This window comes from Pedobacter sp. (genome assembly GCF_039594775.1).
Taxonomy (GTDB): Bacteria; Bacteroidota; Bacteroidia; order Sphingobacteriales; family Sphingobacteriaceae; genus Pedobacter.
Genome location: NZ_JBCNMT010000007.1, coordinates 107,998 through 134,077, shown reverse-complemented (window position 1 = coordinate 134,077; position 26,080 = coordinate 107,998). Strand labels below are relative to the sequence as shown.

27 protein-coding genes are annotated in these 26,080 nt (G+C 37.6%); 7 read left to right on the top strand and 20 right to left on the bottom strand.

All coding sequences use genetic code 11. The annotated features are described in order from the left end of the window. Nucleotides 1-3 precede the first annotated feature (3 nt). The 5 genes from ABDV71_RS16185 to ABDV71_RS16165 all read right to left on the bottom strand — a co-directional run bounded on the left by ABDV71_RS16185 (nucleotide 4) and on the right by ABDV71_RS16165 (nucleotide 5,756). A complete protein-coding gene (locus tag ABDV71_RS16185; RefSeq protein ID WP_343534383.1) occupies nucleotides 4-954 on the bottom strand; it encodes a glycosyltransferase family 2 protein in 951 nt (316 codons plus the stop codon). A 131-nt stretch (nucleotides 955-1,085) separates the two neighbouring features. After that, nucleotides 1,086-1,664: a DUF4199 domain-containing protein gene (locus tag ABDV71_RS16180; RefSeq protein WP_343534381.1), complete on the bottom strand. Its 579-nt coding sequence runs from the start codon at nucleotides 1,662-1,664 to the stop codon at nucleotides 1,086-1,088. Between the two features lie 11 nt (nucleotides 1,665-1,675). Continuing rightward, a complete protein-coding gene (locus ABDV71_RS16175; protein ID WP_343534379.1) occupies nucleotides 1,676-2,350 on the bottom strand; it encodes a hypothetical protein in 675 nt (224 codons plus the stop codon). Nucleotides 2,351-2,452: 102 nt separating this feature from the next. Further along, nucleotides 2,453-3,712 carry a dihydroorotase gene (locus ABDV71_RS16170; protein ID WP_343534377.1) on the bottom strand — a complete coding sequence of 420 codons (1,260 nt, stop codon included), beginning with the start codon at nucleotides 3,710-3,712 and terminating at the stop codon, nucleotides 2,453-2,455. Continuing rightward, a complete protein-coding gene (locus ABDV71_RS16165; protein WP_343534376.1) occupies nucleotides 3,696-5,756 on the bottom strand; it encodes a BatA domain-containing protein in 2,061 nt (686 codons plus the stop codon). The genes ABDV71_RS16170 and ABDV71_RS16165 overlap by 17 nt, the downstream gene beginning before the upstream one ends. A 138-nt stretch (nucleotides 5,757-5,894) precedes the next feature. On the opposite strand from ABDV71_RS16165, the gene ABDV71_RS16160 reads away from it, so the two are divergent. After that, nucleotides 5,895-6,023, top strand: a complete 129-nt coding sequence (locus tag ABDV71_RS16160; RefSeq protein WP_343534374.1) for a hypothetical protein — start codon at nucleotides 5,895-5,897, stop codon at nucleotides 6,021-6,023. Nucleotides 6,024-6,132: 109 nt separating this feature from the next. On the opposite strand, the gene ABDV71_RS16155 is transcribed toward ABDV71_RS16160, so the two are convergent. The 4 genes from ABDV71_RS16155 to ABDV71_RS16140 form a co-directional block, all read right to left on the bottom strand. Then, a complete protein-coding gene (locus tag ABDV71_RS16155) occupies nucleotides 6,133-7,176 on the bottom strand; it encodes a glycoside hydrolase family 130 protein (RefSeq protein ID WP_343534372.1) in 1,044 nt (347 codons plus the stop codon). A gap of 29 nt (nucleotides 7,177-7,205) precedes the next feature. Next, nucleotides 7,206-9,659, bottom strand: a complete 2,454-nt coding sequence (gene ligD, locus ABDV71_RS16150) for a DNA ligase D (protein ID WP_343534370.1) — start codon at nucleotides 9,657-9,659, stop codon at nucleotides 7,206-7,208. Between the two features lies 1 nt (nucleotide 9,660). Beyond that, nucleotides 9,661-10,425, bottom strand: a complete 765-nt coding sequence (locus ABDV71_RS16145) for a Ku protein (RefSeq protein ID WP_343534368.1) — start codon at nucleotides 10,423-10,425, stop codon at nucleotides 9,661-9,663. Nucleotides 10,426-10,606: 181 nt separating this feature from the next. Beyond that, nucleotides 10,607-11,254 (bottom strand): response regulator transcription factor, encoded by a 648-nt coding sequence (locus tag ABDV71_RS16140; RefSeq protein WP_343534366.1) that lies wholly within the window; start codon nucleotides 11,252-11,254, stop codon nucleotides 10,607-10,609. Between the two features lie 497 nt (nucleotides 11,255-11,751). Here ABDV71_RS16140 and ABDV71_RS16135 point away from each other — a divergent pair, with 497 nt between their 5' ends. After that, nucleotides 11,752-15,261, top strand: a complete 3,510-nt coding sequence (locus ABDV71_RS16135) for a PAS domain S-box protein (protein ID WP_343534364.1) — start codon at nucleotides 11,752-11,754, stop codon at nucleotides 15,259-15,261. Nucleotides 15,262-15,280: 19 nt separating this feature from the next. On the opposite strand, the gene ABDV71_RS16130 is transcribed toward ABDV71_RS16135, so the two are convergent. From ABDV71_RS16130 to ABDV71_RS16110, 5 genes are all read right to left on the bottom strand, one after another. Continuing rightward, nucleotides 15,281-15,580 (bottom strand): hypothetical protein, encoded by a 300-nt coding sequence (locus tag ABDV71_RS16130; RefSeq protein ID WP_343534362.1) that lies wholly within the window; start codon nucleotides 15,578-15,580, stop codon nucleotides 15,281-15,283. A 20-nt stretch (nucleotides 15,581-15,600) separates the two neighbouring features. Beyond that, a complete protein-coding gene (locus tag ABDV71_RS16125) occupies nucleotides 15,601-16,047 on the bottom strand; it encodes a PA2169 family four-helix-bundle protein (RefSeq protein WP_343534360.1) in 447 nt (148 codons plus the stop codon). Next, on the bottom strand, nucleotides 16,044-16,409 hold the full coding sequence (locus ABDV71_RS16120; RefSeq protein WP_343534357.1) for a hypothetical protein: 366 nt from the start codon (nucleotides 16,407-16,409) through the stop codon (nucleotides 16,044-16,046). Before ABDV71_RS16120 ends, ABDV71_RS16125 begins: the two co-directional genes overlap by 4 nt. A gap of 31 nt (nucleotides 16,410-16,440) precedes the next feature. Next, a complete protein-coding gene (locus ABDV71_RS16115) occupies nucleotides 16,441-16,641 on the bottom strand; it encodes a hypothetical protein (RefSeq protein ID WP_343534355.1) in 201 nt (66 codons plus the stop codon). A 105-nt stretch (nucleotides 16,642-16,746) separates the two neighbouring features. Next, complete coding sequence (locus tag ABDV71_RS16110; protein WP_343534353.1) at nucleotides 16,747-16,950, bottom strand: KTSC domain-containing protein; 204 nt, start codon at nucleotides 16,948-16,950, stop codon at nucleotides 16,747-16,749. Nucleotides 16,951-17,083: 133 nt separating this feature from the next. On the opposite strand from ABDV71_RS16110, the gene ABDV71_RS16105 reads away from it, so the two are divergent. After that, the gene (locus ABDV71_RS16105) at nucleotides 17,084-17,281 is read left to right on the top strand and encodes a hypothetical protein (RefSeq protein WP_343534351.1); all 198 of its coding nucleotides are present in this window, start codon (nucleotides 17,084-17,086) and stop codon (nucleotides 17,279-17,281) included. Nucleotides 17,282-17,316: 35 nt separating this feature from the next. Here ABDV71_RS16105 and ABDV71_RS16100 read toward each other — a convergent pair whose 3' ends face one another. After that, entirely contained in the window at nucleotides 17,317-17,493 is a 177-nt protein-coding gene (locus ABDV71_RS16100) for a DUF6496 domain-containing protein (protein ID WP_343534349.1), read from the bottom strand. Nucleotides 17,494-17,709: 216 nt separating this feature from the next. On the opposite strand from ABDV71_RS16100, the gene ABDV71_RS16095 reads away from it, so the two are divergent. The 3 genes from ABDV71_RS16095 to ABDV71_RS16085 all read left to right on the top strand — a co-directional run bounded on the left by ABDV71_RS16095 (nucleotide 17,710) and on the right by ABDV71_RS16085 (nucleotide 21,226). Beyond that, a complete protein-coding gene (locus tag ABDV71_RS16095) occupies nucleotides 17,710-18,222 on the top strand; it encodes a ferritin-like domain-containing protein (RefSeq protein ID WP_343534347.1) in 513 nt (170 codons plus the stop codon). A gap of 78 nt (nucleotides 18,223-18,300) precedes the next feature. Beyond that, on the top strand, nucleotides 18,301-18,879 hold the full coding sequence (locus ABDV71_RS16090) for a DUF4142 domain-containing protein (protein ID WP_343534345.1): 579 nt from the start codon (nucleotides 18,301-18,303) through the stop codon (nucleotides 18,877-18,879). Nucleotides 18,880-18,952: 73 nt separating this feature from the next. Further along, the gene (locus ABDV71_RS16085) at nucleotides 18,953-21,226 is read left to right on the top strand and encodes a glycosyltransferase family 4 protein (RefSeq protein ID WP_343534343.1); all 2,274 of its coding nucleotides are present in this window, start codon (nucleotides 18,953-18,955) and stop codon (nucleotides 21,224-21,226) included. Nucleotides 21,227-21,398: 172 nt separating this feature from the next. Here ABDV71_RS16085 and ABDV71_RS16080 read toward each other — a convergent pair whose 3' ends face one another. Further along, nucleotides 21,399-22,877: a glycoside hydrolase family 130 protein gene (locus ABDV71_RS16080; RefSeq protein WP_343534341.1), complete on the bottom strand. Its 1,479-nt coding sequence runs from the start codon at nucleotides 22,875-22,877 to the stop codon at nucleotides 21,399-21,401. Between the two features lie 118 nt (nucleotides 22,878-22,995). Between ABDV71_RS16080 and ABDV71_RS16075 the strand changes: the two genes are divergently transcribed. After that, nucleotides 22,996-23,241 carry a hypothetical protein gene (locus ABDV71_RS16075; protein WP_343534339.1) on the top strand — a complete coding sequence of 82 codons (246 nt, stop codon included), beginning with the start codon at nucleotides 22,996-22,998 and terminating at the stop codon, nucleotides 23,239-23,241. Here the strand turns inward: ABDV71_RS16075 and ABDV71_RS16070 are convergent. The 4 genes from ABDV71_RS16070 to ABDV71_RS16055 all read right to left on the bottom strand — a co-directional run bounded on the left by ABDV71_RS16070 (nucleotide 23,238) and on the right by ABDV71_RS16055 (nucleotide 26,019). Continuing rightward, the gene (locus ABDV71_RS16070) at nucleotides 23,238-23,927 is read right to left on the bottom strand and encodes a response regulator transcription factor (protein ID WP_343534337.1); all 690 of its coding nucleotides are present in this window, start codon (nucleotides 23,925-23,927) and stop codon (nucleotides 23,238-23,240) included. The two genes, ABDV71_RS16075 and ABDV71_RS16070, sit on opposite strands and share 4 nt — an antisense overlap. Continuing rightward, nucleotides 23,917-25,035, bottom strand: a complete 1,119-nt coding sequence (locus tag ABDV71_RS16065; RefSeq protein WP_343534335.1) for a PAS domain-containing protein — start codon at nucleotides 25,033-25,035, stop codon at nucleotides 23,917-23,919. Before ABDV71_RS16065 ends, ABDV71_RS16070 begins: the two co-directional genes overlap by 11 nt. Before the next feature lie 61 nt (nucleotides 25,036-25,096). After that, on the bottom strand, nucleotides 25,097-25,480 hold the full coding sequence (locus tag ABDV71_RS16060) for a hypothetical protein (protein ID WP_343534333.1): 384 nt from the start codon (nucleotides 25,478-25,480) through the stop codon (nucleotides 25,097-25,099). 2 nt (nucleotides 25,481-25,482) lie between these two features. Continuing rightward, on the bottom strand, nucleotides 25,483-26,019 hold the full coding sequence (locus ABDV71_RS16055) for a DUF892 family protein (protein WP_343534331.1): 537 nt from the start codon (nucleotides 26,017-26,019) through the stop codon (nucleotides 25,483-25,485). Between the last annotated feature and the right edge of the window lie 61 nt (nucleotides 26,020-26,080).

Here is a 26,080-nt window from a genome sequence, read left to right as displayed (position 1 = left end):
CTGCTAATTAATTTCTTTTTCTATTAAATACTGATTTCTTTCTGGGGCATTACGGCCTACCAGCTCGGCTACAAAACCGGCCAAAAACATTTGCGAACCTACTATAATGGCTACCAATGCCAAATAAAACAGAGGTTGATCTGTGGAATTACGGTAGGGCAAATTATTCCAAATCAGAACTTGTTTTTCTATCATGATGTACAGCGCCATAATGATACCGATAAAGAAACTCAGTACCCCTAACGATCCAAAAAAGTGCATGGGTCTTTTGCCGAACTTACCTACAAAGAAAATGGACATCAAATCCAAAAATCCATTGATAAAACGGCTTAATCCAAACTTGGTTACGCCATATTTACGGGCACGGTGTTCTACCACCTGCTCTCCTATTTTGGCAAAACCGGCCCATTTAGCCAGCACCGGAATATAACGGTGCATTTCGCCATACACTTCAATGGTTTTCACCACATCATGACGATAGGCTTTTAAACCACAGTTAAAGTCGTTCAACTGAATACCGCTCATTTTACGAGTAGCGGCGTTAAACAGCTTAGTGGGAATAGTTTTGGTAATAGGATCATAGCGTTTCTTTTTCCAGCCCGAAATCACATCATAGCTTTCTTCCTTTATTCTACGGTAAAGTTCCGGAATTTCGTCTGGGCTATCCTGCAAGTCAGCATCCATGGTGATCACTACGTCACCTTGTGCCGCTGCGAAACCTACGTTTAAAGCCGCAGATTTACCATAGTTGCGTCTGAATTTAACAGCTTTGATACTTGCAAATTTCTGCTTTAACTCGGTAATCACCTGCCAAGAGCGGTCGGTACTTCCATCGTCCACAAAAACGGCCTCGTAAGAAAACTGGTGCTTTTGCATCACCTCATCTATCCAAGCAATCAATTCTGGCAACGATTCTTCTTCGTTATATAAAGGTACTACTACTGATATGTCCATTTTTTAGTATTGAGTATTAGCATCACATATTAAGATGCTAAATTGAAAGCAAATGCTTACAAAAAACAACGTGCAAATTTCATCAAATAAATTGAGAAAAATGCACGTTTGAATAATATTTCAAATAGCTCCTAATTGCCCTCTGGATTGGCTTCTGTTGGGATACCAAACGGATTTGGATTATCTTTTTTTATAATCGCCGCAGTGATTAAGCTAATTATGAGACCTGTAAATGTAAAAGTTACCGCAACGCTAAACATCATCATGAAGACCATGTACTTACTCATCATTTCAATGCCTTTGATTTGGTTTTCATCACCTTTAGCGTTCGATATTGCAAATTCTATCACTTGATCCATTGCAGCTGGATTTAGCACTTTATAATATATGAATGTGAGAATCGCAATAAATAATCCTGCATAGGCCGAAACTTTAAAACCTGTAGAAAAGGCCCTACCAAAGGTGATGTAGCCACCTAATTCCTTTTTGTGTTTAGTTTGGACATACATAATTGCCCCTATAAAAGGAATATAGGTTAAAAGAGTAGTTAAAATTTTTAAGCCTATAGAAATATTTTTAACATTAGCCGTTCCTAAGCCCATTAATTCTGAAGCGTAAGTTAATGCTATGCTGTAAAAAGAAAATAACAAAGCGACTTGAAAAGCCAATACGTTTGGCTTTTTCTGTTCTTGTAACAATTGTTGTTCCATATACGAATAATTTATCTAGTTTGATTAAAGTTAGCAATTAAGCAATAAACAGACGCATCAAAAGCTTTATTGTTACTATATTTCTCTAAATCTTTATAAACTTGTTCGTTTGGGTTTGGATGTAGGAAGAAAGACATAAATGGCACGAAAAGTTCCTTCATTTCATCTACCAAGTTTAAAATCTTGGCATTTTCACAAATTTCCTGTACACTGCTTTCGGCCAATTGCTGATTGCTGATCAGGTCTTCGTAGATATGATACTCGTCCTGAAATTCATCTTCATCAACCAATAGGAACTCTTTTAGAAAATCTTCCAAGTCTGGTTTAATCTGTTCATCATGGCACTCATTAATGTACAATAACAAATTCAACAGTTCAGTTCCTCTATCAATGGTTTCCTCTTCAATAGCTTCCCATTCCTTTGATTCCAGGTAATCTTCTTCCAATTTGGCTACATCGCTGGTAAAGAAGTTGATCATCAACAAATCGAAATACACTTCTCTGAGCTCCTCAAATTTGGGATACTCATCAAAAACCGCATCAAACTTCTCGACCTTGTCCATAAAATTGGCATCTGTTTCAAATACCTCTACCAATTGATGGCTTAGTTCTACGCTAGGAGCTTTTTGCAATTCAGCAAATTTCGCCAACGATGCTGTTAAAGTCTTTTTTACGATATTGTTCATGGTGTTTTCCTTTATTTGTATGTCATTTGGACGTTTACTTGTCATTCAGAGCGAAGCAAAGAATCTTGAGATTCCTCCTTTCGTCGGAATGACAAAAAACGGTTAAAAAGCTTTGTATTGTTTGTTATTGTAAACCAAAGTTACTTTTCCTTTTAAAGTGGTATTGAATAACGGAGAATTAGCAGATTTTGATTGATTGGTTTCGCTATCAAAACGCCATTCTTGTGTTGGATTAAATACCGTAAAATTGGCTACCTGTCCAACTACAATCTGCGGAACATCTAATTTAAGCAAATTACGAGGTGCAATGGCCAGTTTCTCGACAATTAAATCGGTATCTAAACCAGCTTGCAGTAGCAATGGCAATACGGTCTGCAGGGTAATGATGCCATAATGGGCAATCTCGAACTCTACATTTTTAAATTCTATTTCATGTGGTCTGTGCTGTGAAGAAATGGCGTCAATGGTTCCATCTTTTAAACCTGCAATTAATGCCTTATTATCGGCTTTGCTACGCAGCGGAGGTTTTACTTTGTAATTACTATCAAAATCATTCAACAATTCCTCGGTAAAAACCAATTGATGAGCTGCTACGTCGCAAGTCACCTTTACACCATCCTTTTTGGCCTTTTTGATCAATGCCACAGATCCAGCAGTAGAAATATTGCTGATATGAATTGGGGCATTGTGATATTGCGCCAGGAAAATGTCTCTAGATACCTGTAGCTCTTCGGCTAAGGCTGGAGCACCTTTCATCCCCAACAAAATCGTTGTTTTACTCTCGTTTACCTGCGCTTTGCCAACTAATGCTTTATTTTCAGGATGGCTAAACAACAAACCATCAAATCCCAAGGCATATTGTAACGCTCTGCTCATAAAACCATCATCGGCAATGGCTCTGCCCGCTTCTGCAAAAGCCACAGCGCCTGCCTGTTTCATATCGAACATTTCGGCAAGCTCCTTACCTTCTAGGTTTTGACTAATGGCACCAATAGGTTTCACGTCTACCAAGTTACCTTTTGCCTTGTTAAGGATATACGCTACCTCGCCTTTGCTCTGCACTACTGGTTTGGTATTTGGCATCATAGCAATGCCTGTAAAACCTCCAGCCGCCGCAGCTGCTGTTCCAGTGCTAATATCCTCTTTGGTTTCTAATCCGGGGTCGCCAAAAACACAGTTCAAATCAAAAAAACCCGGAGACAAAATTGCCCCTTTGCCATTATAGATTTCTGCCGATTCCAAGTTTTCCAACTTACTGGCTATAGCGGTGATAATTCCTTTTTCAACACTTACATCGCAAGTTTTTCCATTAAACTTACTGTTAGGATCAGCTATGGTAATTCCCTTAATTAAGAGGTTCATGAGTTTTTGTATTTTTATTTTGGGTATGATAAAATCTGACCAATAATATTTCCGTTGCGATGAAAACCAAGCTTAAAATTAGGCAAAGTTTCCATAATTCGGTTCCATTATTTTCTTCAGCGATGGCCGAGGAAACATTCTCCTTCTGAGCATCAATAAAGTGTATTTTTTGAGCACCAAATCTTTCTTCCAATTCTGCTTGGCTATCATACTTCATATCTGACTCAGTCCTATTGTCGTTATAAGCCACAACAGCCAAGATGGCATCTCCATTTTTAACGCTATAGAAACCAGCTTTTTGTATTTGATCGGCAACATAAAGTAAGGTTTTACCATTTTGATGGTTTACATCCGGTATCACCTCAAATCCGTCTCCAATTAATTTCAGCGATTGATTTGCACCAAGTTTCACAGCTGGCAGCTCTATCACGTTATCCTTAGCAATGGTATAAAATAGAGGTTGATCTTTAGCGCTTTCGAAAGCAATTTTATACATCAACGGTACAAAAAGTGGATGTTTTGCTAAATTCCCATCTTGTTCGTCTAAGCCCGTAGCAGCCAAAAATACCTGCCCAGAATTGACGGGATAACGAGCCAAGTAAAGTTTACCTGCGGGAAATTGTAATAGATTTTCCTTACTAATAGTATTATTTTCGGCATAGGTAAAATACCTATTGGCCAACGGCAGATCCATGTTTTTAGGCAGCACTTCAAATACATCTTTAAACAAAGGATGTTTTAGCTCTATTTGGGCAACTTTACCGGGTTCGGTCACTAAATTTTCGACCGCTGGAAGTTTAAGTGCGGTTAAGAAGGAAGAATATGTGGTCTTATCAGTTTCTGTAGATGGGAAAATAACTACCGAACCACCATTGTTCAGATAATTTCTAAGCTCTTGGGCCAATCCGCTAGAGGGTTGGCTGATGCCATTAAGCACAATGAGGCTATAACTTGCAAAACTGGCATAGTTGATATTATTTTCGGAAACCGAACTCAATTTAAAATAACTATCGGCATTGAACAATGCCTCAACATATTTACCTGTTTTATCACCATTAATGCTTAATATTTGTTGGTTTGCATTAACGTTAAAACTGAAATTAAGTTGGTCGTCAAAAGTAAGTGGAAAATCTTTAATGCTTAATATTCCACGTTGCCATCCCAAACCTAAACCGCTGTAAGAAAGCGTATCAATAGCTGTTTCACCGGCTTTAACGTTAATACTGCCTACCGCCTTTTGCTGGTTGTTGATGCTCAATTTCAAAGGTACGTTCTGAGCGTCTTCGCTACCAAAGTTCTTTAAGCGAACAATGATTTTTTCAGAAGTGTTGGCCTGATGTACCGGTGAGAGAAACCAAACACTGTCTACCGAAATGTTAGGCAGTTCGTTACCGCTCAATTTTACCAATGCCAATTGTGTTTGTTTCTCTTTTTTTACGGGCTCCTTGCCTACAAAGTTCTGCTGAAAATCAGAAATCACATAAGCAAACCTGTTACTTCCACCAGTAAAAATACCTTGTTGCCTATTGATCACTTGTTGTAGTTTTTTGTTGGCAGCAGATATTTTCACTTCGTCAACGGCCTGCAGAAATTCTTCGGCATTTAACAAACGTTGATGCTGTCCTTCAAAATCATTGGTCAATATTTGGAAACGGTCGTTTATTTGGTAACTTTTTACAATCTCCTTCGCCCTGCGTTTGGCTTCATCGAGCAAGCTCCCTTCTTTATTCACGGCATCCATGCTATAAGAATTATCCAAATAGATGCTCACAATGTTTCCATTTGCCTTATTAGCGGCAGTATTTGAACTTAAGAAAGGGCGTGAAAAAGCCAAAACCAAAAACATAATGGCCAAAATACGAGCGGCCAAAATCAATAGGTTCTTTAACTTTTCTTTGGAAGAATTTTGCTCCTGCACTTCCTTAAGGAAGGCTACATTACTAAAGTAAACTTTCTTGAATTTACGGAAATTGAATAAATGAATAAGGACCGGGATAAGTACCGCCAAAAGTGCAAAAAGAAAGCCCGGATAGAGGAAATTCATTAAAAACCAAAGGTACAAAATTTATAAGATAAAATAAAGCGTACTTACCTCGTGGTATTTATACCTGATGTTAAAAAACACTTGCTAAACTTCAACAAAAACAAAGCTAGACTGTTATGTCTTTAAAATTCAAAAGCAATGAAAACTCCAATCAAGAACAAAAAGGAATCTTTCCAAAAAACCGAAAATCCTAAATTAAAAACAGAAAAACCTTTAGCTGAAAAAGACGAGGTTAAACAGGCAGAGGCTAAACAAAGGAAGAAGTAATCAAACGAAATAACTTAGTTTATATTCACTGATTTAACTGCTGATTTGAATATATAATCTGAGGGAGAAAAGAAAGCACGGGATATTCCAGTAAAAAAGAAACAATCCATCAGCCCCACTTCAACTGCTCCATGATCTCAGTAATGGAAAATTTGGCTCCGCAAATAAATTCATCGGCGGCACCATAATAAATAGTCAATTCATCGCCGTTAACCAAATGACCATTGGTAAATACTACTGAACCGAAAAAGCCACTTATTTCATAGTTCTCCAATGGTTCCATTATGGGTTCTTCGGTACGAGCCAGCACCTGGGCCGGATTTTTGAGGTCAAGTAACACTGCGCCCAAGCAATAGCGATGCTGATGATTAGCACCGTGATAGACAGCGAACCAGCCTTGGGAAGTTTTAATAGGAGCTGCTCCTGCACCCACTCGTGCACTGTCCCAATAATGTGGCCTGCTTTTTAAAACACATTGATGGTTGCCCCAATGGCTACCGTTTAAAGATTCGGCTAGCCAAATATAATTACCGCCAATTTCTTTACTGGTTGGTCGATGGAGAGCGTAAAATTTTCCATTTATCTTTTCTTCAAATATGGCTACATCTTTATTATGCGGCGGAAATATCACGCCCAAATGTTCAAATTGCTGCCAATTTTTGGTAGTACGTAGGCTTACGGCTACGCCATTTTCTGAAACGGCGGTATAAGTAAGATAATAAGTGTCGTCTATTTTACTTACCCTACAATCTTCAATGCCATATCTTTCCAATGCGCCCATGCCGTGCAATTGCAAGGTTTCTGGTCTAAAGCTAACGCCGTCCTCGCTACTGAACAACCTGAGGTACGAAATGGTCGTTAAATAATCCAATCCCTTGTAATTAATAATACGGGCATCGGTATTGATCAAGTCAGGGTCGTCCAATTTAAGTTCCATGACCTCTAAAAGATCATTTGCCATACGCACCGGGATAAACAATTTTCCTGCTTGCGGGGCCACGCTTTCGGCCACTCTTACCAATAAATATGTTTTGCTTTGATAGGTAAAAGCAGCGGGATTAAGCAAACAGATGACTTGTAGTTTTACAGTGCTAGCGGCTAAACTTTGCGGTTTTAGCAAGGGATTTTCCGGAAATCTTTTGGCTATATCCATCTAGAAATAGGTGAGTTAATGAAATGAGATCATTGGCGGTTATTGATTTTCAGCAGTTTTTTTATCTTGTTTCTCACCTGATAAATATCTGCCCACAAATCTCCCACGTCCTTAATTCTATCCGGAATATTAAAGATGCTGAAATCACTTATTTTCAAATGTTCATTTACCTCATCCCAGTGTAAGGGGGTAGATACTGTGGCACCAGGCTTAGGTCTTAGCGAATAAGGTGCTACAATGGTTTGTCCCTTTCTATTTTGTAGATAATCGAGGTAGATTTTGTTTTTTCGCTTACTCGGGCTGCGTTCCAAACTAGTAATATCGGGATGTTGCTCATAAATTAATCCAGCCAAATAATGGATAAAATTTTTAGAAACCTCATAATCATATGCCGCCAGTGGTATCACAATATGAATTCCTTTTGAGCCCGATGTTTTTACAAAAGAAATTACTTCCATCTCGTCCAATATCTCCTTAGCAGTGAGTGCCACTTTTACCGTTTGCTTAAAATTGATACCATGAGGATCTAAATCCAATACAGCAAACAAAGGCACATCTGGTTTGCGATAGGTACTCATCCACGGATTAATTTCAATACATCCCAAGTTTGCCATCCATAACAAGCTCGCCTCATCATTACATACTAAATAATCTATCTCTTTATGAAGGTGTTCCGACTTTAAAGAGGCATATTTAATCCAATGTGGAATTTGATCAGTATTTAAATCCTTTTGAAAAAATCCAGCTTTGCTGATTCCATTCGGATGCCGATTCAATGATAATGGTCGATCTTTAAGGTGTGGTAAAATATAAGGGGCCATTTTTTGATAATAGGACAACATTTGCCCTTTGGTAATTTTCTCGCTAGGCCAATAAATTTTGTGCTGATTGGTTAGTTTAACTGTTTTTCTACCAAATTTCAAGGTGATTTCATCTTCCTGCATTACGTTGTTGGTTTGATTAACAATTGCAATTTCTTGTTCTATTTCATCTGGCTTTTTATCTTCCCTAATACCCTTAAATACGGGATGACGTAAATGGTGATTATCAGTCCATTCAGAAAAAACAACTTCACAAACCACCTCTGGCCTTACCCATGTGATATTTCTAGGCAAAGGCACTTGATCTGGAAAAGGCTTTTCCTCTGCTTTTAGAGGTTCTAAAAGCTGAAAGATTTCTTTTAGCGATTGCTCTGTAAACCCAGTGCCACAATTTCCTATATAACTCAGTTTATTATGATGGTTTTTGATACTCAAGACCAAGGCCCCAAAATAATTTCTACTGCCAGTAGGTTTGGTATAGCCTGCTATAATAGCTTCCTGTGATTGCTGTATTTTTATCTTTTGCCAATGGCTACTTCGGGTACCGCTTAGATAAGAACTTTCCGCATTTTTTGCCATAATGCCCTCCCAACCACGTTTTCTTGCTTCCTCTAAAAATTCATTTCCGCGGGTTTGGGTCGCCTTCACTATTTCTATATCTTTTTGGTTGTTGTTATCCAGCAACATCCCCAAAAGTTTTTTACGCTGGTGCAATGGCATAGATCTTACATCTGAACCGTTGATTTCCAGTACATCAAAAACAGCGTAGTGCAAATTGATTTTTTTCTGAGAAGGTTCATAGTTCTGCAAAGCCTGAAAACTGGTCCTATCCTTTTCCCTAACTACTATTTCTCCATCCAAAACCGCATCAATATTTAAATTTTCTAAAGCTTTAACAAGGGTTGGATAATTGTCTCCCAAATTTTTACCGCTCCTAGAGATCAACGAAACTTTGCCTTTTTTCACCTTAGCAATTCCTCGGTAACCATCCAACTTTTCCTCAAAAATCCAATCTTCTTCCTGGGTTACGTATTTAACCAATTTAGCCAGCATTGGCTGATGATCTTCCTTTTTTAACTTCGGTTTTGCTTTGGGAATCTCAGGAACTTCGTTTTTAAAGTCCTTTCCCATTTTCTTTACCTTTTCGGGAATTTCATCTTCGGCATTATACTTTTTGCTTACCGCATATTTGTCCTTATGTTTGATTAATAACCAAGCATTGTGCTCACTGTCCTTCATCCGCACTAGTGCAAACTCACCTTTTAGCTTTTTGCCGTGCAGCACAAATTTTAAATTGCCACTATGCAAGCCTTTGTTTAAGCTAGTTTTATCATCAATAGGCTCATATGTACCCTCATCAAAAATATTCACCACTCCTGCTCCATAATTACCTTTAGGAATAGTGCCTTCAAAAGATTTATAGTCGTAAGGATGGTCTTCCACCATCATCGCCAAGCGCTTATCATTGGGGTTTAGTGATGGTCCTTTGGGAACTGCCCAGCTTTTAAGCACACCATTCAGCTCTAATCTAAAATCGTAATGCAAATGCGAAGCATGATGGCGTTGTACCACAAAGGAAAGTTTCTTGCCTGTCGATTTTCCTCCGGTTGGCTCAGCGGTTTGTTTAAAATCACGTTTCTGACTATATTTCGTTAAAGACATTTTAAGCTCCTTTCTTGCTTAAACTTTGCATCAATTGTTCGTACAAATCATCACTCACCGTTTTTTCTGGACGTATTTTTTTAACCACTGTTTTCTTGCCTTTGGCTTTGGCCTTAATAATTTTCAGCAGTTCTTTAGAATATTCGTCCTTAAACGCCGAAATATCAAAATCGGCACTATACTGCTTAATTAATGCCATGCCCACTTCCAGTTCCTTTGGTTTTACGGTAACCGCCTCCATTTCTAAGTCTTTGGTTGACTTAATTTCTTCCTCAAAACGGATACGGGTAATCACAATCATATTGTTTAGTGGATGGATGACACACAAATGCTCATTACTACGCAATACAAAACGGGCCACCCCCGCTTTCTTTGTTTTCTGCAATGCTTTTAAAAGTAATGCATATGCTTTCTTGCCCTGTGGCTCAGGTTGCGTATAATAAGAAGTTTCGTAGTAGATAGGGTTAATTTGCGCAATGTCAACAAAGCTTTCCAGTTCTATCAGCTTGTTTTTTTCGGGCATGGCACTTTCAAAATCCTCATCTTCCAGTAAAATGTAATTTTCATTGAGCAAATAGCCTTTTACAATACGCTCAAAGGGCACTTCCTTGCCGCTTCTTTCGCTAATACGCTGGTACTTGATTCGAGACATATCCTTACTATCCAACATGTCCAAATCAAGATTACTATTTTGTACTGCCGAATACAACTTTACTGGAATGTTAACCAAACCAAATCCAATTGCGCCTTTCCAAATCGATTTCATCCGTTTTAAGATTTATATAGTGATGGAGAGCAATTTCAAGCTGATGGTAAGCCTTAATGCTAAATAAACATTAGTAAAAGGAAATGGTTTTTTACAATTAGTTTTGCCGCATATACACAGATTTCTTTCCAAATATCTTCATTAAGCGAGGTGATGATTTGTGTATTTGTATCTAATTAGTTTATTGTATTAACCCATGTAGCACTCCGTAACGAATCAATGCAGCGGAATTTTTAGATCCTGTCTTGTCCAAAAGACTTTGCCGATGTCCCTCAATGGTCCTTTTGCTGAGGAACAATTTCTCAGACATTTCCAGATTAGTAAGGCCTTCGGCAATGAGCTGTAATATTTCCAATTCCCTTAGTGAGAAATCAATTTCGTTATCTGGCATGGTAATCAGATACTGTTTACTTTGCAATAGGCTATCCATCATTGACATCGTAAGCTCAGCACACAAATATTTCCGTCCCTGTTGGACAAATTTTACCGCAAAAATAAGTTCGTCGGCCCCAATATTTTTAAGTAAATACCCATCACTTCCGTGCTTAAATGCCTCAATCACATACTTTTCATTATCATGCATGGAAAGCATTACTACCTTTATTTGTGGGTATTTCAACTTTACTTCCCTAAGCAGTTCCATACCGTCCATTTCTGGCATATTAATATCTACTAAAATAATATCCAGCTTATTATCAGCCATCTGTTCAAGCACTTCGAAACCATTTACAGCTTCACCTACTACTTGTATTTCCTTATCGGATTCGAGCAACATTTTGATGCCATTTCTAACAATATTATGGTCTTCTGCCAGTAAAATATTAATCATGATCTACTTGGATAACTTTGTTCAAAAAAATAGTAATAGTTTAATCATATCTAAACAAATGAGCTTACATTCTGCTTTTTGATTTAAAAAATCAAGTATTATTTAGGTTCAGGCGAAGCAAAATACCTATCTAAAAGTGCAAATACTCGGTTCGTATAAAAATCATCTTATCTTATAATTGAAAGTGTTCCATTTTGTTTTAAAATAATTTGGATAAAATACTCTGCTTGATCATTACTAAAGAAATTCTCATGCATCATTGCAACAACAAATTATATCTACTGCTAAAACCCACCACGGAGTACATATGCCAATTATAGAGCTTTATTCCCTGCTATTCAAACAGAGGCAAGACCGCATAATGCAACCACGAAGTAAATCTCCAGGCATCACAATAGTTTCGCGTTATCGCAGGGATTAAAAAAGCGTATCTAAATGATAGAAACAAAGAACCAAATGCACAGATTTCTGTTATAAAGAAGCTAAACTATTTTAACATGTCTAAATCTTCGGACGTTGCGAACATACTCAATGCAATTCCACTAGCTTGCTATATGCTAGACCACAATGCCAATTTCATTTATATCAATGAAAAAGCTGAGCAATTCTTTAAAAAAGACAAAAATGAAATGCTTGGAAAAAACGTCTGGACCTTATTCCCCGAATCGAAAAAGAGCAATTATTTCAAAGAAGTTAACGAAGCTATTGTAAACAAAAAGCAAAGTACTTTCGAATACATTTCTGTTTATACCCAAAGCTGGATCAAATTAAACGTGAACCCTATTGCTGAAGGAGTGGTGATTAGTTTCAGCTGTATAGAACAGGATAAACGCAATGAAAATCTTTACAGAACATTGTTAGCAAACATACCCGATATTGTCACCAAATGGGACAATAAGCTTCATCTTATTTATGCCAATGCCGCTTTAACTCAAAAAACAGGAATTTTATTGGAAGATGCATTAGAAAAATCGCATCACGAAATTTGGCCTCATGCCGACATATCTACCCTTATTGAAAAAACAAAACAGGTGCTTAAAGACGGTAATAAACAAACACTAAATATTTTCTTTAGAACGCCAAAAGGCACCGTTTTTTACGATATTAAACTAGTACCAGAATTTACCGTAAATGGCAAAGTAAAAAACGTAATCGCTATAGGAAGAGATATTACCGATTTTACCAGAAACCAAGAAAATTTCAATGCACAACTTCGCCATAAATACACGTCGTTATTCAACTCCATTAATCAAGGCTTTTGCATTATTGAGATGATATGGGACGCATACGGGAATGCCATTGATTATCGTTTTATTGAAGCAAATCCGGCTTTTCAAGGACAAACAGGCATCCATAACTACGATGGAAAAACCATGAGGGAAATATGGCCAAATCATGAAAGTCATTGGTTTAAAATATATGGCGATATTGCCAAAACACAAACTTCGGCACATTTTGAATTACCCGCAACACTGATTAATGGTTGGTACGAAGTGGAGGCTTTTCCGATTAGAGAGCTGGGAGAAGACATTGTAGGTATATTATTTAATGATATTAGCGAAAGAAAAAAAGCCGAAGAGATACTCAAAAAAAACCAAGAAAGACAGGCTTATCTACTTAAGTTAATGGAAGCTGTCCGTTTTTTATCTGAACCACTTGAAATTCAACAAGCAGCCATAGAAATTATTGGGCAACACCTTAATGCTGAATATGCTTTTTATGGCCGCGTGGTTTACATTAGCAACATCGCTCATTTACAGATAGACAGACTGTACCAAAAAAATGAACGCTCAGCATTTAAGCCAAGTTTATATTCTCTTGCCGATTTGGGTATACAATTAGATGAAATGAAATCTGGGAAAACTTGTATTATTTTCAATAATCAACGTCAGAAAAACAAGGCTATCAAGGATGCTTCTTTACACCAAATTTTAGGCAATTATGTTTGGACTGCTGTTCCGTTGATCAAAAACGAAGACTTAGTGGCTATTTTAATGGTACACCAGGCGCAACCACATCAATGGTCTGAGGATGAAGTCTATTTGATTGAAGAAACTGCAGAAAGGACCTGGGCTTTTATTGAACAAAGTAAAATAGTAGATGCGCTTAACCATTCGGAGGAGCAACTTAATGTGGCTTTAACAGCTTCAAATATGAGTACCTTCCACTGGCTGTCTAAAAATGGCGATATAGTCGTTTCTCCGCTTTCGTCGGCGGTATTTGGGCTTGAAAAAAATAGTTTGTCTTACAGTGAAAGTGAAGGTTTTGCAACGCTACTACATCCCGAAGATAGGGACACGCACCTCCAGGTACTGCAAAATGCAAGTAGGGAGCAAAAAGAATTTCACCATACCTACCGTATCATTAGGCCTATTGATGGAAAAATTGCGTGGATCGAAGAACGTGGCAAGGGCATTTATCATTCCACTAGTGGCATATCAGAAATAAGAGGCATTCATTGGGATATCACAGCGCAAAAAAAGCAAGAGGAGATCATTAAACAATCGGAAGAAAAATATCTGATTAAACTGGAGGAAGATGTTTACCAGAGAACTAAAGAGCTAAAAGAAAGCAGAGACGAATTATCGGCCATTTACAACAATACCCTGATGGCCATGTCGGTTTTAAGTGCTGTAAGAGATAAACATAATCAAATTATAGATTTTACAATTACGCTAACCAATAAAGCACTGGAAATAGAAACAGGACGAATTGATCTGATCGGTAAACGATATTTAAAGGAATATCCCGGAATAAAAAAAGTTGGACTATTTGATATGATGGTGAAAGTAATGGAAACGGGCACTCCGATCAGCACCGAATATTTCTACCCTTATGAGGATTTTAATAAATGGTATTCTTGTATGTTCGTTAAAATGGGCGACAGTTTATTGGCTACCAATTTAGATATTAGCGAACGTAAAATTGCGGAACAGCTTTTCAATCAAAACTCAGCAATGATACAAGGCATTGCAAATTCTGCCCCAGATATGCTATATGCCATCAATCTCGATAGCATGCAACAATTTTATTCTAATTATCGCATTGAACAATTGGTGGAAAAAACACACAGCGAAATTAAAAAGATGGGAGCTGATTTCTTCGAGAAATTTATCCACCCCGAAGATAAAGCTAATTTTTATACCAGTTTAAATGAGCTGAGAGGTAAAAACTATAAAGAGGTCAAATCAATTACCTATCGCTTAGTAGATTCTAAAGGAAAAATCCACTGGATCAATTCTAAAAGTACTGTATACATGAGAGATGACCAGGGCATTTCAACCCATATTGTAGGCGTTTCACAAGATATTACTCAGCAAAAAGCTTTAGAAGAAAAAAACCGACAATTAACCAACGAACGTCGCGAGCTAGAAAAGAAACAACAAAAGGAGATTTTGAAAGCAACACTCAATGCGCAAGAAGAGGAAAGAAAGCGAATTGCAGAAAGCCTACATAATGGTTTAGGACAAGTACTTTATGGTGTAAAAGCGACACTTGAACGCATGAATTTAAATGAAGGCGATGCTTTGGAAAATGCTCGTGTACTTCACAAATCAAAAGAGCTATTAGGTATGTGTATTCAAGAAAGCCGACGCATATCACACGAACTGATGCCTTCTATTTTAGAGGACTTTGGGCTGAAAGCAGCTGTTAGAGATATTTGTGCACAGTTAAAGGGAGAAACACACTTTAACTGTACTTTTTCAGGAACAGAAGTTCCTCTTGACAAATATATTCAGTTAGCCATCTATAGAATTGCACAGGAGCTGGCGCAAAACATCGTTAAACATGCTTCGGCGAAATTAGCACATCTTGATGTTTCAATCAGCGATGGACAGGTGCATATTTTGGCAAAAGATAATGGCAAGGGGTTTGAGAGCCCAGAGAAGAAGGCCAAAGGGATTGGGCTGAAAACTATTGAAGCAAAAGTAAAACTGCTCAACGGTACGATAGAAATTAACTCCGTTCCTCAGCAAACGGTTATCCATATTCAATTTCCTATCTAAACCCAACCTAAGCTACAGTTTAAATCGGCATCCAACCTCCAAGGTTATCAGCCTCAAAATCCACTGAATTCCAATAGCTACGTTTGGTTTTTATTCCAGGAATAATTTTCTCGTCGTCAATTTCTTTCAGGTCAGGCTGGCCTTTACCAGATTTCTTCTGATAAGGTTTTTTAATTGGTAAGGCAGGAATGATACCAAACTCTGCGTCACTATTCTGTCCTTCATTGTTGCCTACAATATCTTTATAGCTTTCATTCTTCTGAGTTTGACGCTGCACCGAGCCTTGCTCTTTTTGCAGGTTATTTCTTTTCTCTTTCATCGTTGCTCTCTAAATTTTCTTTATCTCTCTAATCTCATGTGGTAAGTTTCCACTTCCTTAAGTGCTTCCAAAATCCCAGTGCGCTGTTTCTGCAGTAAACTTAAATGATCTGCATGTGTAGGTTCATCTTCCAATACCTCATCATATTTTTCAAGAGCTGCTTTCTCTCCTGTTTCCACGGCTTCCAAAATAGCCTCGTCCTCTCTACTACTAAAAGCTTGTTTAACATCAATCCAAGTTCGGTGCAAAATCCCCAAAATACCTCCACCTTCATTTTCGCTATCGCCACCATGCAAAGCAATATGGCTTTTAAGTTCATTGGCATAACCAATACGTTGAGAGGCCATACGTAAAAATAGTTCCTTTAGCTCCAGGCTATTCACTACCTCGCTAGCAGAGAGATACCCTTCCTTTCCATCGTTAAGAATATTCACTAAACTTTTTAAGTCTCCTATCATCTTGCTCATCTTCCGTCTCCTTTTTCCAATTCATCGTTCTCTTCTTTATTTTCTCTTTCTGCATTTACATTAGGGTCTTCGCCCAAAGGCTTGCCGGAGTTACGGGTGGTATTTTGAGAATCGCTTTGTATTCCCGGTATTGCCGATGAAGTACGATCTTTCTCAGGATTAAAATTTTCATCTTCTACATCAGCAGGTCTACGATCCAGCTTCTTTTCTTCGGTATTGAGTTCTTCCCTATTTACCAATCGCTGGTTGGGGTCACCTTCCCTACCTTGTGGTTGTTTACTATTTTTATCATTCGTGTCTGTCACTGAGCTTTCTCTATGAGATTGATTAAAATCTCTGTTCTGTTCAAATTGGATTTCCATTGCTATATATGTTTAAAGGTATATGGTATAGTTATTTACCTGATTTGGCTGGACTGTTACGATACATGGTGTCTACCCCTGCAGTGTCTGCCACCCCAGTGGTATCTATGGAATCATTCATGGAGGTATCTATTATTGACGTGTCATCCATTGCATTGTCTCTCTTTTCAGAGCTACAGCTAATTGCTCCAGCACACAGTATTATTGCGAATATGATTGTTATTGATTTCATTTTTAACTCCTTTAGTTCTATTAACCTAATCGTAAATACAGCTAAAAAGTTCAAATTATCTCAAAATCAAGTATTTTAATTGATATATAAAGGTATTTAACGCAACTAATCCACTGATATTTTTTTGCCCTGAAACAACTTTTTTAGTTTACGATTAAGGTAATTGCCCTTAGAAATAGCGGCCTTAAATTCTTTATAGATTTTTTCGGGCACAGCTTGATACACGTAAACATCACCCGAGTTGAAAACTACGGTTAAAGCTTTTTTTGAGGCTTCATAGCTGATATGGGCAATTACTGAAGACGGCATACATTTAAACATGTAAAAACGCATAGGTGTTTATACTCTGTACAAATGCGTAACTAACTTTACAACTACCCGTTTTGATAATAAAAAGGATAAAGGTTTGTTGTTTAGTTATATTTGAGTAAACACAATTAGCATGAGTAATAAAACGGATAAGAATAAAGAAGAGACGCAAAGCTTGTTGGAAAAATCAAGGGCCTTACGCGAAAAATCAAAAGCTACCGAAACAAAGCTCAATGAGTTAAAAGCTCAGGTTGATGAGTTTATCCATACCGAAAAATTAACCGATGAACAAAAAATACTCGAGTCACCTCCATCATCAAATGATAATTAATATCACAACGCTCTCGCTCTCCATCTCTTTATTATCTATGATTTTTTCTTAGGCACCTTAGCTCCAGCCTCCCTTGCTTCCGATAATCCAATAGCTACTGCCTGTTTTTTAGAAGTCACCTTTTTACCTGTTCCGGTTTTCAACTCACCTTCTTTCATTTCGTGCATGGCTTTTTCTACTTTTTCGCCAGCTTTTTTTGAATATTTTGCCATTTTAATACATTTTAATTAACAATACAATAAGCAATATCAGATGATTTTGTTTTTGGACTCTGCAAAACGAGTATTTGTACCTAAAAAACATAAACAAAATACCTCATTACGGAAATTGAATACCTGTTTATTTAAAACCACAAACAAAACAGCTCTCCTCGCGCTTTAATCAGTATTCAATTCATAAATATCCAATAAACATAAATTACCAAGACGATGAAAAGTGAAAGAAATGAAAATGCTATGCCCAACGCTCATTTACACGACCTCTTTGTTGATGAACTAAGGGACATTCTAGGAGCAGAAAAGCAGTTGTTAAAAGGATTAAAGCAGATGGCATCCAAAGCAAACAATACAAATTTGAAAGATGCTTTTATGACACATCATGCCGAAACTGAAGAACAAATTGAAAGACTTAAGCAAGTGTTCTCTAGCATTAATCTTAGTCCAAGAGCCAAAAAATGTAAAGCAATGGAAGGTCTTCTTAACGAAGCTGAAGAAATTATGGATGAATTTGAGGATAATGATGCCTTAGACGCAGCTTTAATTGCCGCTGCACAAAAGGTAGAACATTATGAAATTGCCAGTTACGGTTGCTTGGTAACCTATGCTACTTTAATGGAGCATGAGGAAGCACGAGAGTTGTTGGCCACCACCTTAAATCAAGAAAAAGAAACGGATAGCAAGCTTACTGACATTGCAATGTCGGAAGCAAACGTAATGGCATAAGTTTTCTGTTTGTGTTGGCGCTAGCTTAAGGCTAACGCCGACTTTTTCAAACCAGCTTAGTTAACTAAAACTTAAACAATGAAAAACCTATTTTTTTTGATCTATAGCATAGCTTTTACAGTAATGATTGCCTGTAATTCGCAACCCAAGGATGCCAAGGAAACAGCAGATAGTATTAACAGAACTAAAGATACCTCAACTGTAGTAGCAGATATGATCACCGTACGTGATGACGAAGCAGAATTTGCCACCAATGCCGCTGACGCGGGTTTAGCAGAAATTAACTTTGCCAATTTGGCTATTAGCAAAACTGCAAATGAACAGATCAAGGCTTATGCCAACATGATGCTAAAAGAACATGGAGCAACTAATGATGAACTGATTGCCTTGGCCAAAAGCAAAAATATTACCCTGCCTAATACCATGAGCGACGAGCACCAAAAACGCTGGGATGAACTCAATGAAAAAACTGGCGCCAGCTTCGATAAAAAATATGCCAGCCTAATGGAAGAAGACCATGTGAAGACTCTCGCTTTTATGGAACATGAAGCCCGAAAAGGTACAGATCCTGATTTGAAAGCCTTCGCTAATAAAATGGTTCCAACAATTAATGTACATCTAAATGCTATTAGAAAAATTAAGGATAGCCTAAAATAGCACCAAAACCTTTTACGCAATTGGTTGTTGCTTACATAGAAAATGCAGTACCTCTCTTACAAATTAAATGACGATGAAAATAGCCTATATCAGCACCTCATTGCCCATGGAATGTGGCATCGCTACCTTTAACGCTAACTTGGCACTAGCTATTAACCAACATGACACCATTTCTAAAGATAGCTTTGTGATTGCCTTAAGTGATGCCGAAGACTTGAAGAGCTATCAATATCCTAGTGATGTAAAATACATTATCAGACAAAATAACCAAAAGGATTACTTAAGGGCTGCCAATTATATTAACACCAGTCAAGTTGATGCCTGCGTTATTGAGCATGAGTTTGGGATTTATGGAGGCGAAAGTGGCCTGTATTTGCTTACCTTGATGGCAAGAATCAATAAACCAATTATTACTATTCTGCATACTGTACTGAAACAGCCCAATTATGTTCAGCAAACCATCATCCAGCAAATAGCCAAGCGCTCTGCCAATATTGTGGTGATGAGCCAAAAGGCCATAGGTTTTTTAACGAGCATTTATCACGTTCCCAAAGAAAAAATTAAGTATATAGAGCACGGTGTACCAGATTTAGAACCTGCCGCCAACAATCCGGTAAAGGCATCCTATCCATTTAAAGACAATAAGGTTTTGTTAACTTTTGGTCTCATTAGCCGAGGAAAAGGCTTAGAAACAGTGGTAGAAGCCCTTCCGAAAATTGCACAAAATCATCCCAATGTGATGTATGTAGTTTTAGGAAATACGCATCCTGGCGTGGTAAAAAGTGCAGGTGAAGAATATCGTGACAGCTTAAAACGTTTGGCCAAAAAGCTAAACGTCGAAAAACATTTGGTATTCGTCAATAAGTTTGTCGACGAAAATGAACTGCACCACTACCTATCTGCGGCCGACGTTTACATTACCCCCTACTTAAATGAGGCCCAAATTACCAGCGGCACACTTTCTTATGCAGTAGGTGCCGGTGCTGCTGTAATATCCACCCCGTATTGGCATGCTCAAGAACTATTGGCCCAAAAACGAGGACTATTGTTCGATTTTAAGAATAGTCAGCAGTTATCTATAATGGTAAATGAACTATTAGAACAGCCCGAAAAACTAAATGAACTAAAATACAATGCTTATCAATATGGACTTTCGTTACGGTGGCCCAAGATTGGTAAAAAGTACATCAAAGTACTTCAAAGTGCTATAGTGGATAGGGAAAAATCTGATTTAGAAAGCAAAAGCATCATCGACGTAGACAGCATTCCTACTTTTAACCTAAGCCATGTTCGTCGTCTAACAGATGATACGGGTATTGTACAACACGCTAAATATGGCATTCCCAATCTAAAGGAAGGTTATTGCCTGGATGACAATTCAAGGGCTTTAATTATGGCTTTGATGGCTTTCGAACAATATAAAAGTAAAGAAGCTTTGGATTTACTTCCCATTTATCTTAGTTATATCCAATACATGCAAAAGGAAGATGGCAATTTCCGCAACTTCCTAAGCTTCAACCGAAATTATTTAGACGAGGTTGGATCCGAAGATTCCTTTGGCAGAACCATTTGGTCATTAGGTTATTTGATCAATTATGCACCAAACAATTCCTATAAAGAGTTTGCAGATGAGCTTTTCCTAAAATCAGTTCCACACTTCGGCAAACTTCAGCATTTAAGGGGCGTTGCCAATACCATGATTGGGGTGCACCATTATTTAAAGGTAAATCCTCATGATGGGCATATCTTAAATGAATTTAGTTCTTTAGCAGTTCCTTTAATTGATGCTTATTTAGACAATAAGTCGGGTGATTGGCATTGGTTTGAACAAAAGCTTACTTACGACAATGCCATTTTACCTTTAGCGTTACTCTGCCATTATGAAATTACCCAAAACACACAATCATTAAACATTGCCTTAGAGGCACTGAATTTCCTTACGGATAAAACACTTAGCTTTGGATTTTTAAATCCTGTAGGTAATGATGGATGGCTGGAAAAAAATAGTTCTATGGCTCTTTATGATCAGCAAGCCATAGAAACCATGGCCATGGTTTTGGTTTATTTCAAAGCTTATAAAATTACTAAAGAAGTAAAGTATATGCGTCATCTTTACCAAAGCTATTTATGGTTTTTGGGTGAAAACAGCTTGAATTTGCCGCTTTATGACCATGAAACTAAAGGTTGTGCTGATGGGCTACAACCTCATGGCGTTAATAGAAACCAGGGAGCAGAAAGCACCTTAGCCTATTTGATTTCACATTTGGTAGTATTTAAAGCACTGGAAATTGAGTATCGTTATTTGGCGGACAACAATAAGCTTCAGGCAGATATTTTAGAGAATTAAACCGCACTATAATGCTACAGTTAAACCTCATAGATTTAAAAACCTACGAGGTTTGTTAATTGGAGATTCCTCGTCGTTACACTTCCCTCGGAATAGCAGCAATTATTTACGCTATTGCAAGTAACGCCAACTTTGATAATTATAACTTACGCGTAATATATGATTGTCAAACTTAAACTGCCGTTCCGTTATTATGTTCCAAAATGCGTTCCAACAAACGCTCTAAATTCACTGTTGCAAAAGAGGAACAGTAATCAGATAAACCATAAGGAATGATTAATTCATCGTTATGGATAATGGAACCACAAGAATATAAAACGTTAGGCACATAACCTTCACGTTCATCTGGATTAGGCACCAATAATGGCTCATGCAAACGTCCAATTTCAATGGAAGGGTCATTTAAATCCAGCAAACTTGCCCCCAAACAATACCTGCGCATTGGCCCCACGCCATGGGTAATAATTAACCACCCCGCCTCAGTTTCTATTGGTGATCCGCAATTGCCTATTTGTATAAATTCCCAAGGATACAACGGAGCCTGTAACTTAATTGGCTGATCCCAAACCGTAATCCGATCAGAGTACATTAAATAATTGTTCCAACCATCTATTCTAGACATCATCGCATATTTTCCATTGATTTTCTTCGGGAACAAGGCCAGATTTTTATTTTGCGCCCCTTTTCCGTGTAATGGACTTACCTTAAAATCATAAAAATCGGTAGTCTGCATCAACTTTGGAATAATAAAAGACCCATCAAATGCCGTATAGGTACCATAATAAATCACGCTTCCATCATCTTTTGTAAAACGTACAAAGCGTGCATCTTCAATGCCTTTACGTTCAAATTCTGAGATGGGAAAAATTACACGGTCAGAAATATCGGTATCTTTAGAAAAGCAAATTTCATGATAGGTATCCGACAACCATAAAATACGATCATACTCCAATTTATCCGCATCGTTCTTTTGTTGTTCTTTGGCTTCCAATACTAGTTTACGAAGTTGAGGATAATCAAATTTTTCACCTAAATGCGCATTCACGTCGGTAATCACATTCATCGAAATACTGGCGTCGGCAGCTTTCTTTAGGAAAAGGCGCTTATTATAAATAGCATTCTTAACCACTTCGGCCTCGTCTATATAACTGCCTGCGGGCATTACATGGATGTTATTATGGCTATCAATAAGCGCCCTTCTAAATACTACCGACGAAATATGTCCTTCACCTACTGCCCTGAAGCTAATAATAACCCGCTTTTCGCCTTCCACCAAATTGGTTTGGTCTGGATCTTCTACAATAGAAGGATTAAAGAATGCGGCCGACTCAATAGAATACTCGTGGGTAAAGTAAGAACCGATAAGGTATTTGGTAAACTCGTCCATGTTTTTATAGTCGATACCCATTTCCTCAATTAGCCATTGTATTTTTTTACAATGCTTTAAAAACACTTTAGTGATATTTCTATGGCGTTTCGAAAATTCTTGCAATAACGGTGATACAATGTCAAAAATCTGTTTCTCGCTAAGACTGATTACCTTTGCCACCACTTCTCTGGCTCTTTCGTCACCATTATAGAAAAATCTAGCAATTACTCTTTTGGGATCTGGATAAACCTTTACTGGTTTTCTACTGACTGTTATCCTCATTGTGGAATTTGTTTTAAAATGAATAACAATTTTTTTGAGTTAGGGTTTGATAAAAACCGAATAGCATTGCCTAAAACCAAAAGAGCACACGAGTTGTTATCAATAAAAGAACCTCGCTATGAATTCACCACATGTAGATTTTTATATTATAGCCAATATTGATGGCGAAGAAAAGCACATCAAAGTGATAGAACTGGAAACTACAGATGGTGTACCTTATTATTCCTGCTATATTGGCGAAACAGAAATCACTCAACTTAGAAATGAAATTTATGGAAAGTGGGAGCAGCTTTGGGGCAACCTTCCTAACGAAACCATCAGTCTTATCGGCGAGAAAATCCTGGAGAAAGTTAGCCCTCCCTAATCTGACAGGTTTGATTTTAGGATGCCGTGAATCAAGCAATATTTAATCAAGGAAGCAGTGTTACGCACGCCCGTTTTGCTGATCATTTGCAACCGATGTCCTTCCACGGTACGTTTACTGGTAAACAGCTTTTCGGCAATTTCCAAATTGGTATAACCATCCGCAATAAGCTCCAAAATTTCAACTTCTCTATTCGAAAAATCAATTTTGACCTGATGATTTGGTTTAGTACCAATTCGCACCCCCATTAAACTTTTACTCAATAGCTGGTAGGCAAGTTCAGAACAAATATAAAACGAGTTGGACATCACCTGCTTGATTGAAAATATCAATTCCTCTTCGTTAACACTTTTCAATAAATATCCCTTAGCACCCACCTGCAAAGCTTGAGAAACATATTTTTCGTGGTCCAGCATCGACAACATGATTACCCTAGTTTTAGGATAAAGGTCGCTGATCTGTTTACATAGATCCAAGCCATTCATTTCGGGCATATTAATATCAGCCAATACTAAATCTATAGGCTCTTCCGAGTCCCTGATAATTTCCATGGCTTCAGCACCGTTACCGCTCTCTCCCACCACATTAAAATCGCTATATTTTAAAAGCAGCGACTTAATTCCATCCCTTACCAAATGATGGTCGTCAGCTAAAAGAATATTTATTTTTCTGATGTTATTTTGCACTATTTAAAGGAATATTCATTAACACTTTTGTTCCGCTTTCGGGGCTGGAGAAAACTTCAAAGACACCATTGAGGATATGTAGTCTATTGATGATACTTTTGATCCCGAAACCTTTTTTTGAATCGTTCAATATACTTTTATCGAGCCCCGTTCCATTATCTGTTTGACTGATATATAGCTCATCTCCTTTTTGAAGCACAAGCACATTCACATGATTAGCTGTAGCATGTTTCACCGTATTGTTTATTAATTCTTGTAAAATACGATAAATGATCACCTCAATATTGTTATTGATGCGTGGCGCTTTTACATTAAAGCTAAAATTGAAGGAAATCTGATGCGCGTCGAGCTTTTTTTCCAGCATATCTTTCAATGCTACTTCTAGCCCCATATCATTGAGCAGCACAGGAGTGAGTTCAAAAGAAATTTCTCTTACTTTTTTAATAGCAGCATTTAGCAAAGTCCTACTTTCTGTTTCTGATGAGCTCAGCTTTAGTTGCGCTGCAAATAACAGTTGCCCTATCTCGTTATGCAGGTTTTCGGCAATGTTTCTACGCTCGTCCTCCTGAGCATTAATAATGGCCTCGAACAACTGCTGCTGCTGTAAAACCTTCAATTTCGCCTGTTCGTCAATTAACCTTTGGCGCTCTTCGGTAAGTTCGATCTGTTGGGTAATATCTTGCGAAATGCCTATGATTTGTAATGGCAATCCATGTTCATCACGCTTTAGCACCTTTCTTTTAGTGGCCAACCACCTTATCCGTCCCTCATGATCAATAATTCGATATTTAAATTCACTGATATGTTCGTTCTTAACTGCTCTTAAATTATCAATTTCTTTAAAATAATTATACTGATCGGCAGGATGTATTGTTTTTTCAAAAAAACGAAGCCCCATATCATTGATTTCTTGCTTACTCATCTTAAACAAATGATGGACATGGGCATTAGAGTAAATTTTACGCATCTGCTGAATATCAGTTACACATAACATATCTGGAATTGCATCTGCTATTTTAGAAAATAATACAGAATCTACTTCAAAATCATCGATAAGGATTTGGTCCAATTCCCCATCTGCGAATTCTAAACCTTTGCTTTTCTCCATAAACCACCTGTTGGAATAGTATTAAAACTAATATAGGATAAAAATATGTTCTTACATGCTGTTAATCGATAACAAAACAACTTTCAACACCGTCAAGAAAATAGCTAAGATCAAAAGGTTTAGCTATAAACAAATCGATGTATTGTTGGCAATTGCCGAATTTATGTAAAGGATATGCGGAGATTACAATGAGAGGTACAGATGGATAAAGTAACTTAATTTTTTGACATAAGCTTTCATGTTCCGGCATAGGTGCCAATACATGGTCTAGCAATACCAAATCTGGATTTGAAAATTGTGGAGTGTCCAGTGTTTCGGTAGAAACAAAAGTAACTTGATATTTCTCGGGTAAAAGTGCAGCAGACAGAATAGTTTGCATGCTGTCCTCATCTTCAAAAATTAGAAGTTTGCGTTTTTCTGCAACTGAGGTAGATAGGTAGGTCATATTTAGATAATTTCATCGAGCATCGTACCAGTGTCGGCCATGGCAAGCTGCTCTTCTTCTTGTTTTTTGTGATGGATAATAATTTTCAATAGGTTGATTACTTTTGGTTCATCTATTTCCAAGGCTTGCGCCAATAGCGAAGTATAAGCAGTAACTTGATATTGCTGTGCTTGCTGCATTCCCACAATTAGTCCTGCATCGCGTATAAAGCTCAATCGTGGTGTAACATCAATAATATCATAGCATTCTTCAATCAATACTTCCATATCCTTGTTCTCGGCAGATAAAACATCTACTCCCAAAGTTTCAAAACAGCTTTCCAACCTATGGAGATGCTCTTTTCCATCTTTTTGAAATTTGCCCAGCAACTCCAATAAGTCTTCATTACCTACAGCCAACTGTAAAATAGGTAACACAGTTAACCACTGTGTTTCTGCACCATACACCAATTGGATACTTTCTATCAAAGATTTACGCCTCAAATCCTCCTTGTTGAGCGTTTCTTCTTTTGAAGTATTAGATTGAATTACATTAATCATAACTAACTAATTAAAAATCAAAGAATAACCACTTCATAAAATAATGATTTGCAAGTTCTAA

Excerpts from the sequence above, each read along its gene's own strand:
- ABDV71_RS16105 (WP_343534351.1), top strand. The coding sequence starts at position 17,084 with ATGAGTAATAAAACGGATAAGAATAAAGAAGAGACGCAAAGCTTGTTG.
- ABDV71_RS16095 (WP_343534347.1), top strand. The coding sequence starts at position 17,710 with ATGAAAAGTGAAAGAAATGAAAATGCTATGCCCAACGCTCATTTACAC.
- ABDV71_RS16085 (WP_343534343.1), top strand. The coding sequence starts at position 18,953 with ATGAAAATAGCCTATATCAGCACCTCATTGCCCATGGAATGTGGCATC.
- ABDV71_RS16055 (WP_343534331.1), bottom strand. The coding sequence starts at position 26,019 with ATGATTAATGTAATTCAATCTAATACTTCAAAAGAAGAAACGCTCAAC.
- ABDV71_RS16075 (WP_343534339.1), top strand. The coding sequence starts at position 22,996 with ATGAATTCACCACATGTAGATTTTTATATTATAGCCAATATTGATGGC.
- ABDV71_RS16100 (WP_343534349.1), bottom strand. The coding sequence starts at position 17,493 with ATGGCAAAATATTCAAAAAAAGCTGGCGAAAAAGTAGAAAAAGCCATG.
- ABDV71_RS16140 (WP_343534366.1), bottom strand. The coding sequence starts at position 11,254 with ATGATTAATATTTTACTGGCAGAAGACCATAATATTGTTAGAAATGGC.
- ABDV71_RS16120 (WP_343534357.1), bottom strand. The coding sequence starts at position 16,409 with ATGGAAATCCAATTTGAACAGAACAGAGATTTTAATCAATCTCATAGA.
- ABDV71_RS16145 (WP_343534368.1), bottom strand. The coding sequence starts at position 10,425 with ATGAAATCGATTTGGAAAGGCGCAATTGGATTTGGTTTGGTTAACATT.
- ligD (WP_343534370.1), bottom strand. The coding sequence starts at position 9,659 with ATGTCTTTAACGAAATATAGTCAGAAACGTGATTTTAAACAAACCGCT.
- ABDV71_RS16125 (WP_343534360.1), bottom strand. The coding sequence starts at position 16,047 with ATGAGCAAGATGATAGGAGACTTAAAAAGTTTAGTGAATATTCTTAAC.
- ABDV71_RS16170 (WP_343534377.1), bottom strand. The coding sequence starts at position 3,712 with ATGAACCTCTTAATTAAGGGAATTACCATAGCTGATCCTAACAGTAAG.
- ABDV71_RS16130 (WP_343534362.1), bottom strand. The coding sequence starts at position 15,580 with ATGAAAGAGAAAAGAAATAACCTGCAAAAAGAGCAAGGCTCGGTGCAG.
- ABDV71_RS16115 (WP_343534355.1), bottom strand. The coding sequence starts at position 16,641 with ATGAAATCAATAACAATCATATTCGCAATAATACTGTGTGCTGGAGCA.
- ABDV71_RS16185 (WP_343534383.1), bottom strand. The coding sequence starts at position 954 with ATGGACATATCAGTAGTAGTACCTTTATATAACGAAGAAGAATCGTTG.
- ABDV71_RS16110 (WP_343534353.1), bottom strand. The coding sequence starts at position 16,950 with ATGCCGTCTTCAGTAATTGCCCATATCAGCTATGAAGCCTCAAAAAAA.
- ABDV71_RS16135 (WP_343534364.1), top strand. The coding sequence starts at position 11,752 with ATGTCTAAATCTTCGGACGTTGCGAACATACTCAATGCAATTCCACTA.
- ABDV71_RS16155 (WP_343534372.1), bottom strand. The coding sequence starts at position 7,176 with ATGGATATAGCCAAAAGATTTCCGGAAAATCCCTTGCTAAAACCGCAA.
- ABDV71_RS16180 (WP_343534381.1), bottom strand. The coding sequence starts at position 1,664 with ATGGAACAACAATTGTTACAAGAACAGAAAAAGCCAAACGTATTGGCT.
- ABDV71_RS16065 (WP_343534335.1), bottom strand. The coding sequence starts at position 25,035 with ATGGAGAAAAGCAAAGGTTTAGAATTCGCAGATGGGGAATTGGACCAA.
- ABDV71_RS16165 (WP_343534376.1), bottom strand. The coding sequence starts at position 5,756 with ATGAATTTCCTCTATCCGGGCTTTCTTTTTGCACTTTTGGCGGTACTT.
- ABDV71_RS16160 (WP_343534374.1), top strand. The coding sequence starts at position 5,895 with ATGAAAACTCCAATCAAGAACAAAAAGGAATCTTTCCAAAAAACCGAA.
- ABDV71_RS16175 (WP_343534379.1), bottom strand. The coding sequence starts at position 2,350 with ATGAACAATATCGTAAAAAAGACTTTAACAGCATCGTTGGCGAAATTT.
- ABDV71_RS16090 (WP_343534345.1), top strand. The coding sequence starts at position 18,301 with ATGAAAAACCTATTTTTTTTGATCTATAGCATAGCTTTTACAGTAATG.
- ABDV71_RS16080 (WP_343534341.1), bottom strand. The coding sequence starts at position 22,877 with ATGAGGATAACAGTCAGTAGAAAACCAGTAAAGGTTTATCCAGATCCC.
- ABDV71_RS16060 (WP_343534333.1), bottom strand. The coding sequence starts at position 25,480 with ATGACCTACCTATCTACCTCAGTTGCAGAAAAACGCAAACTTCTAATT.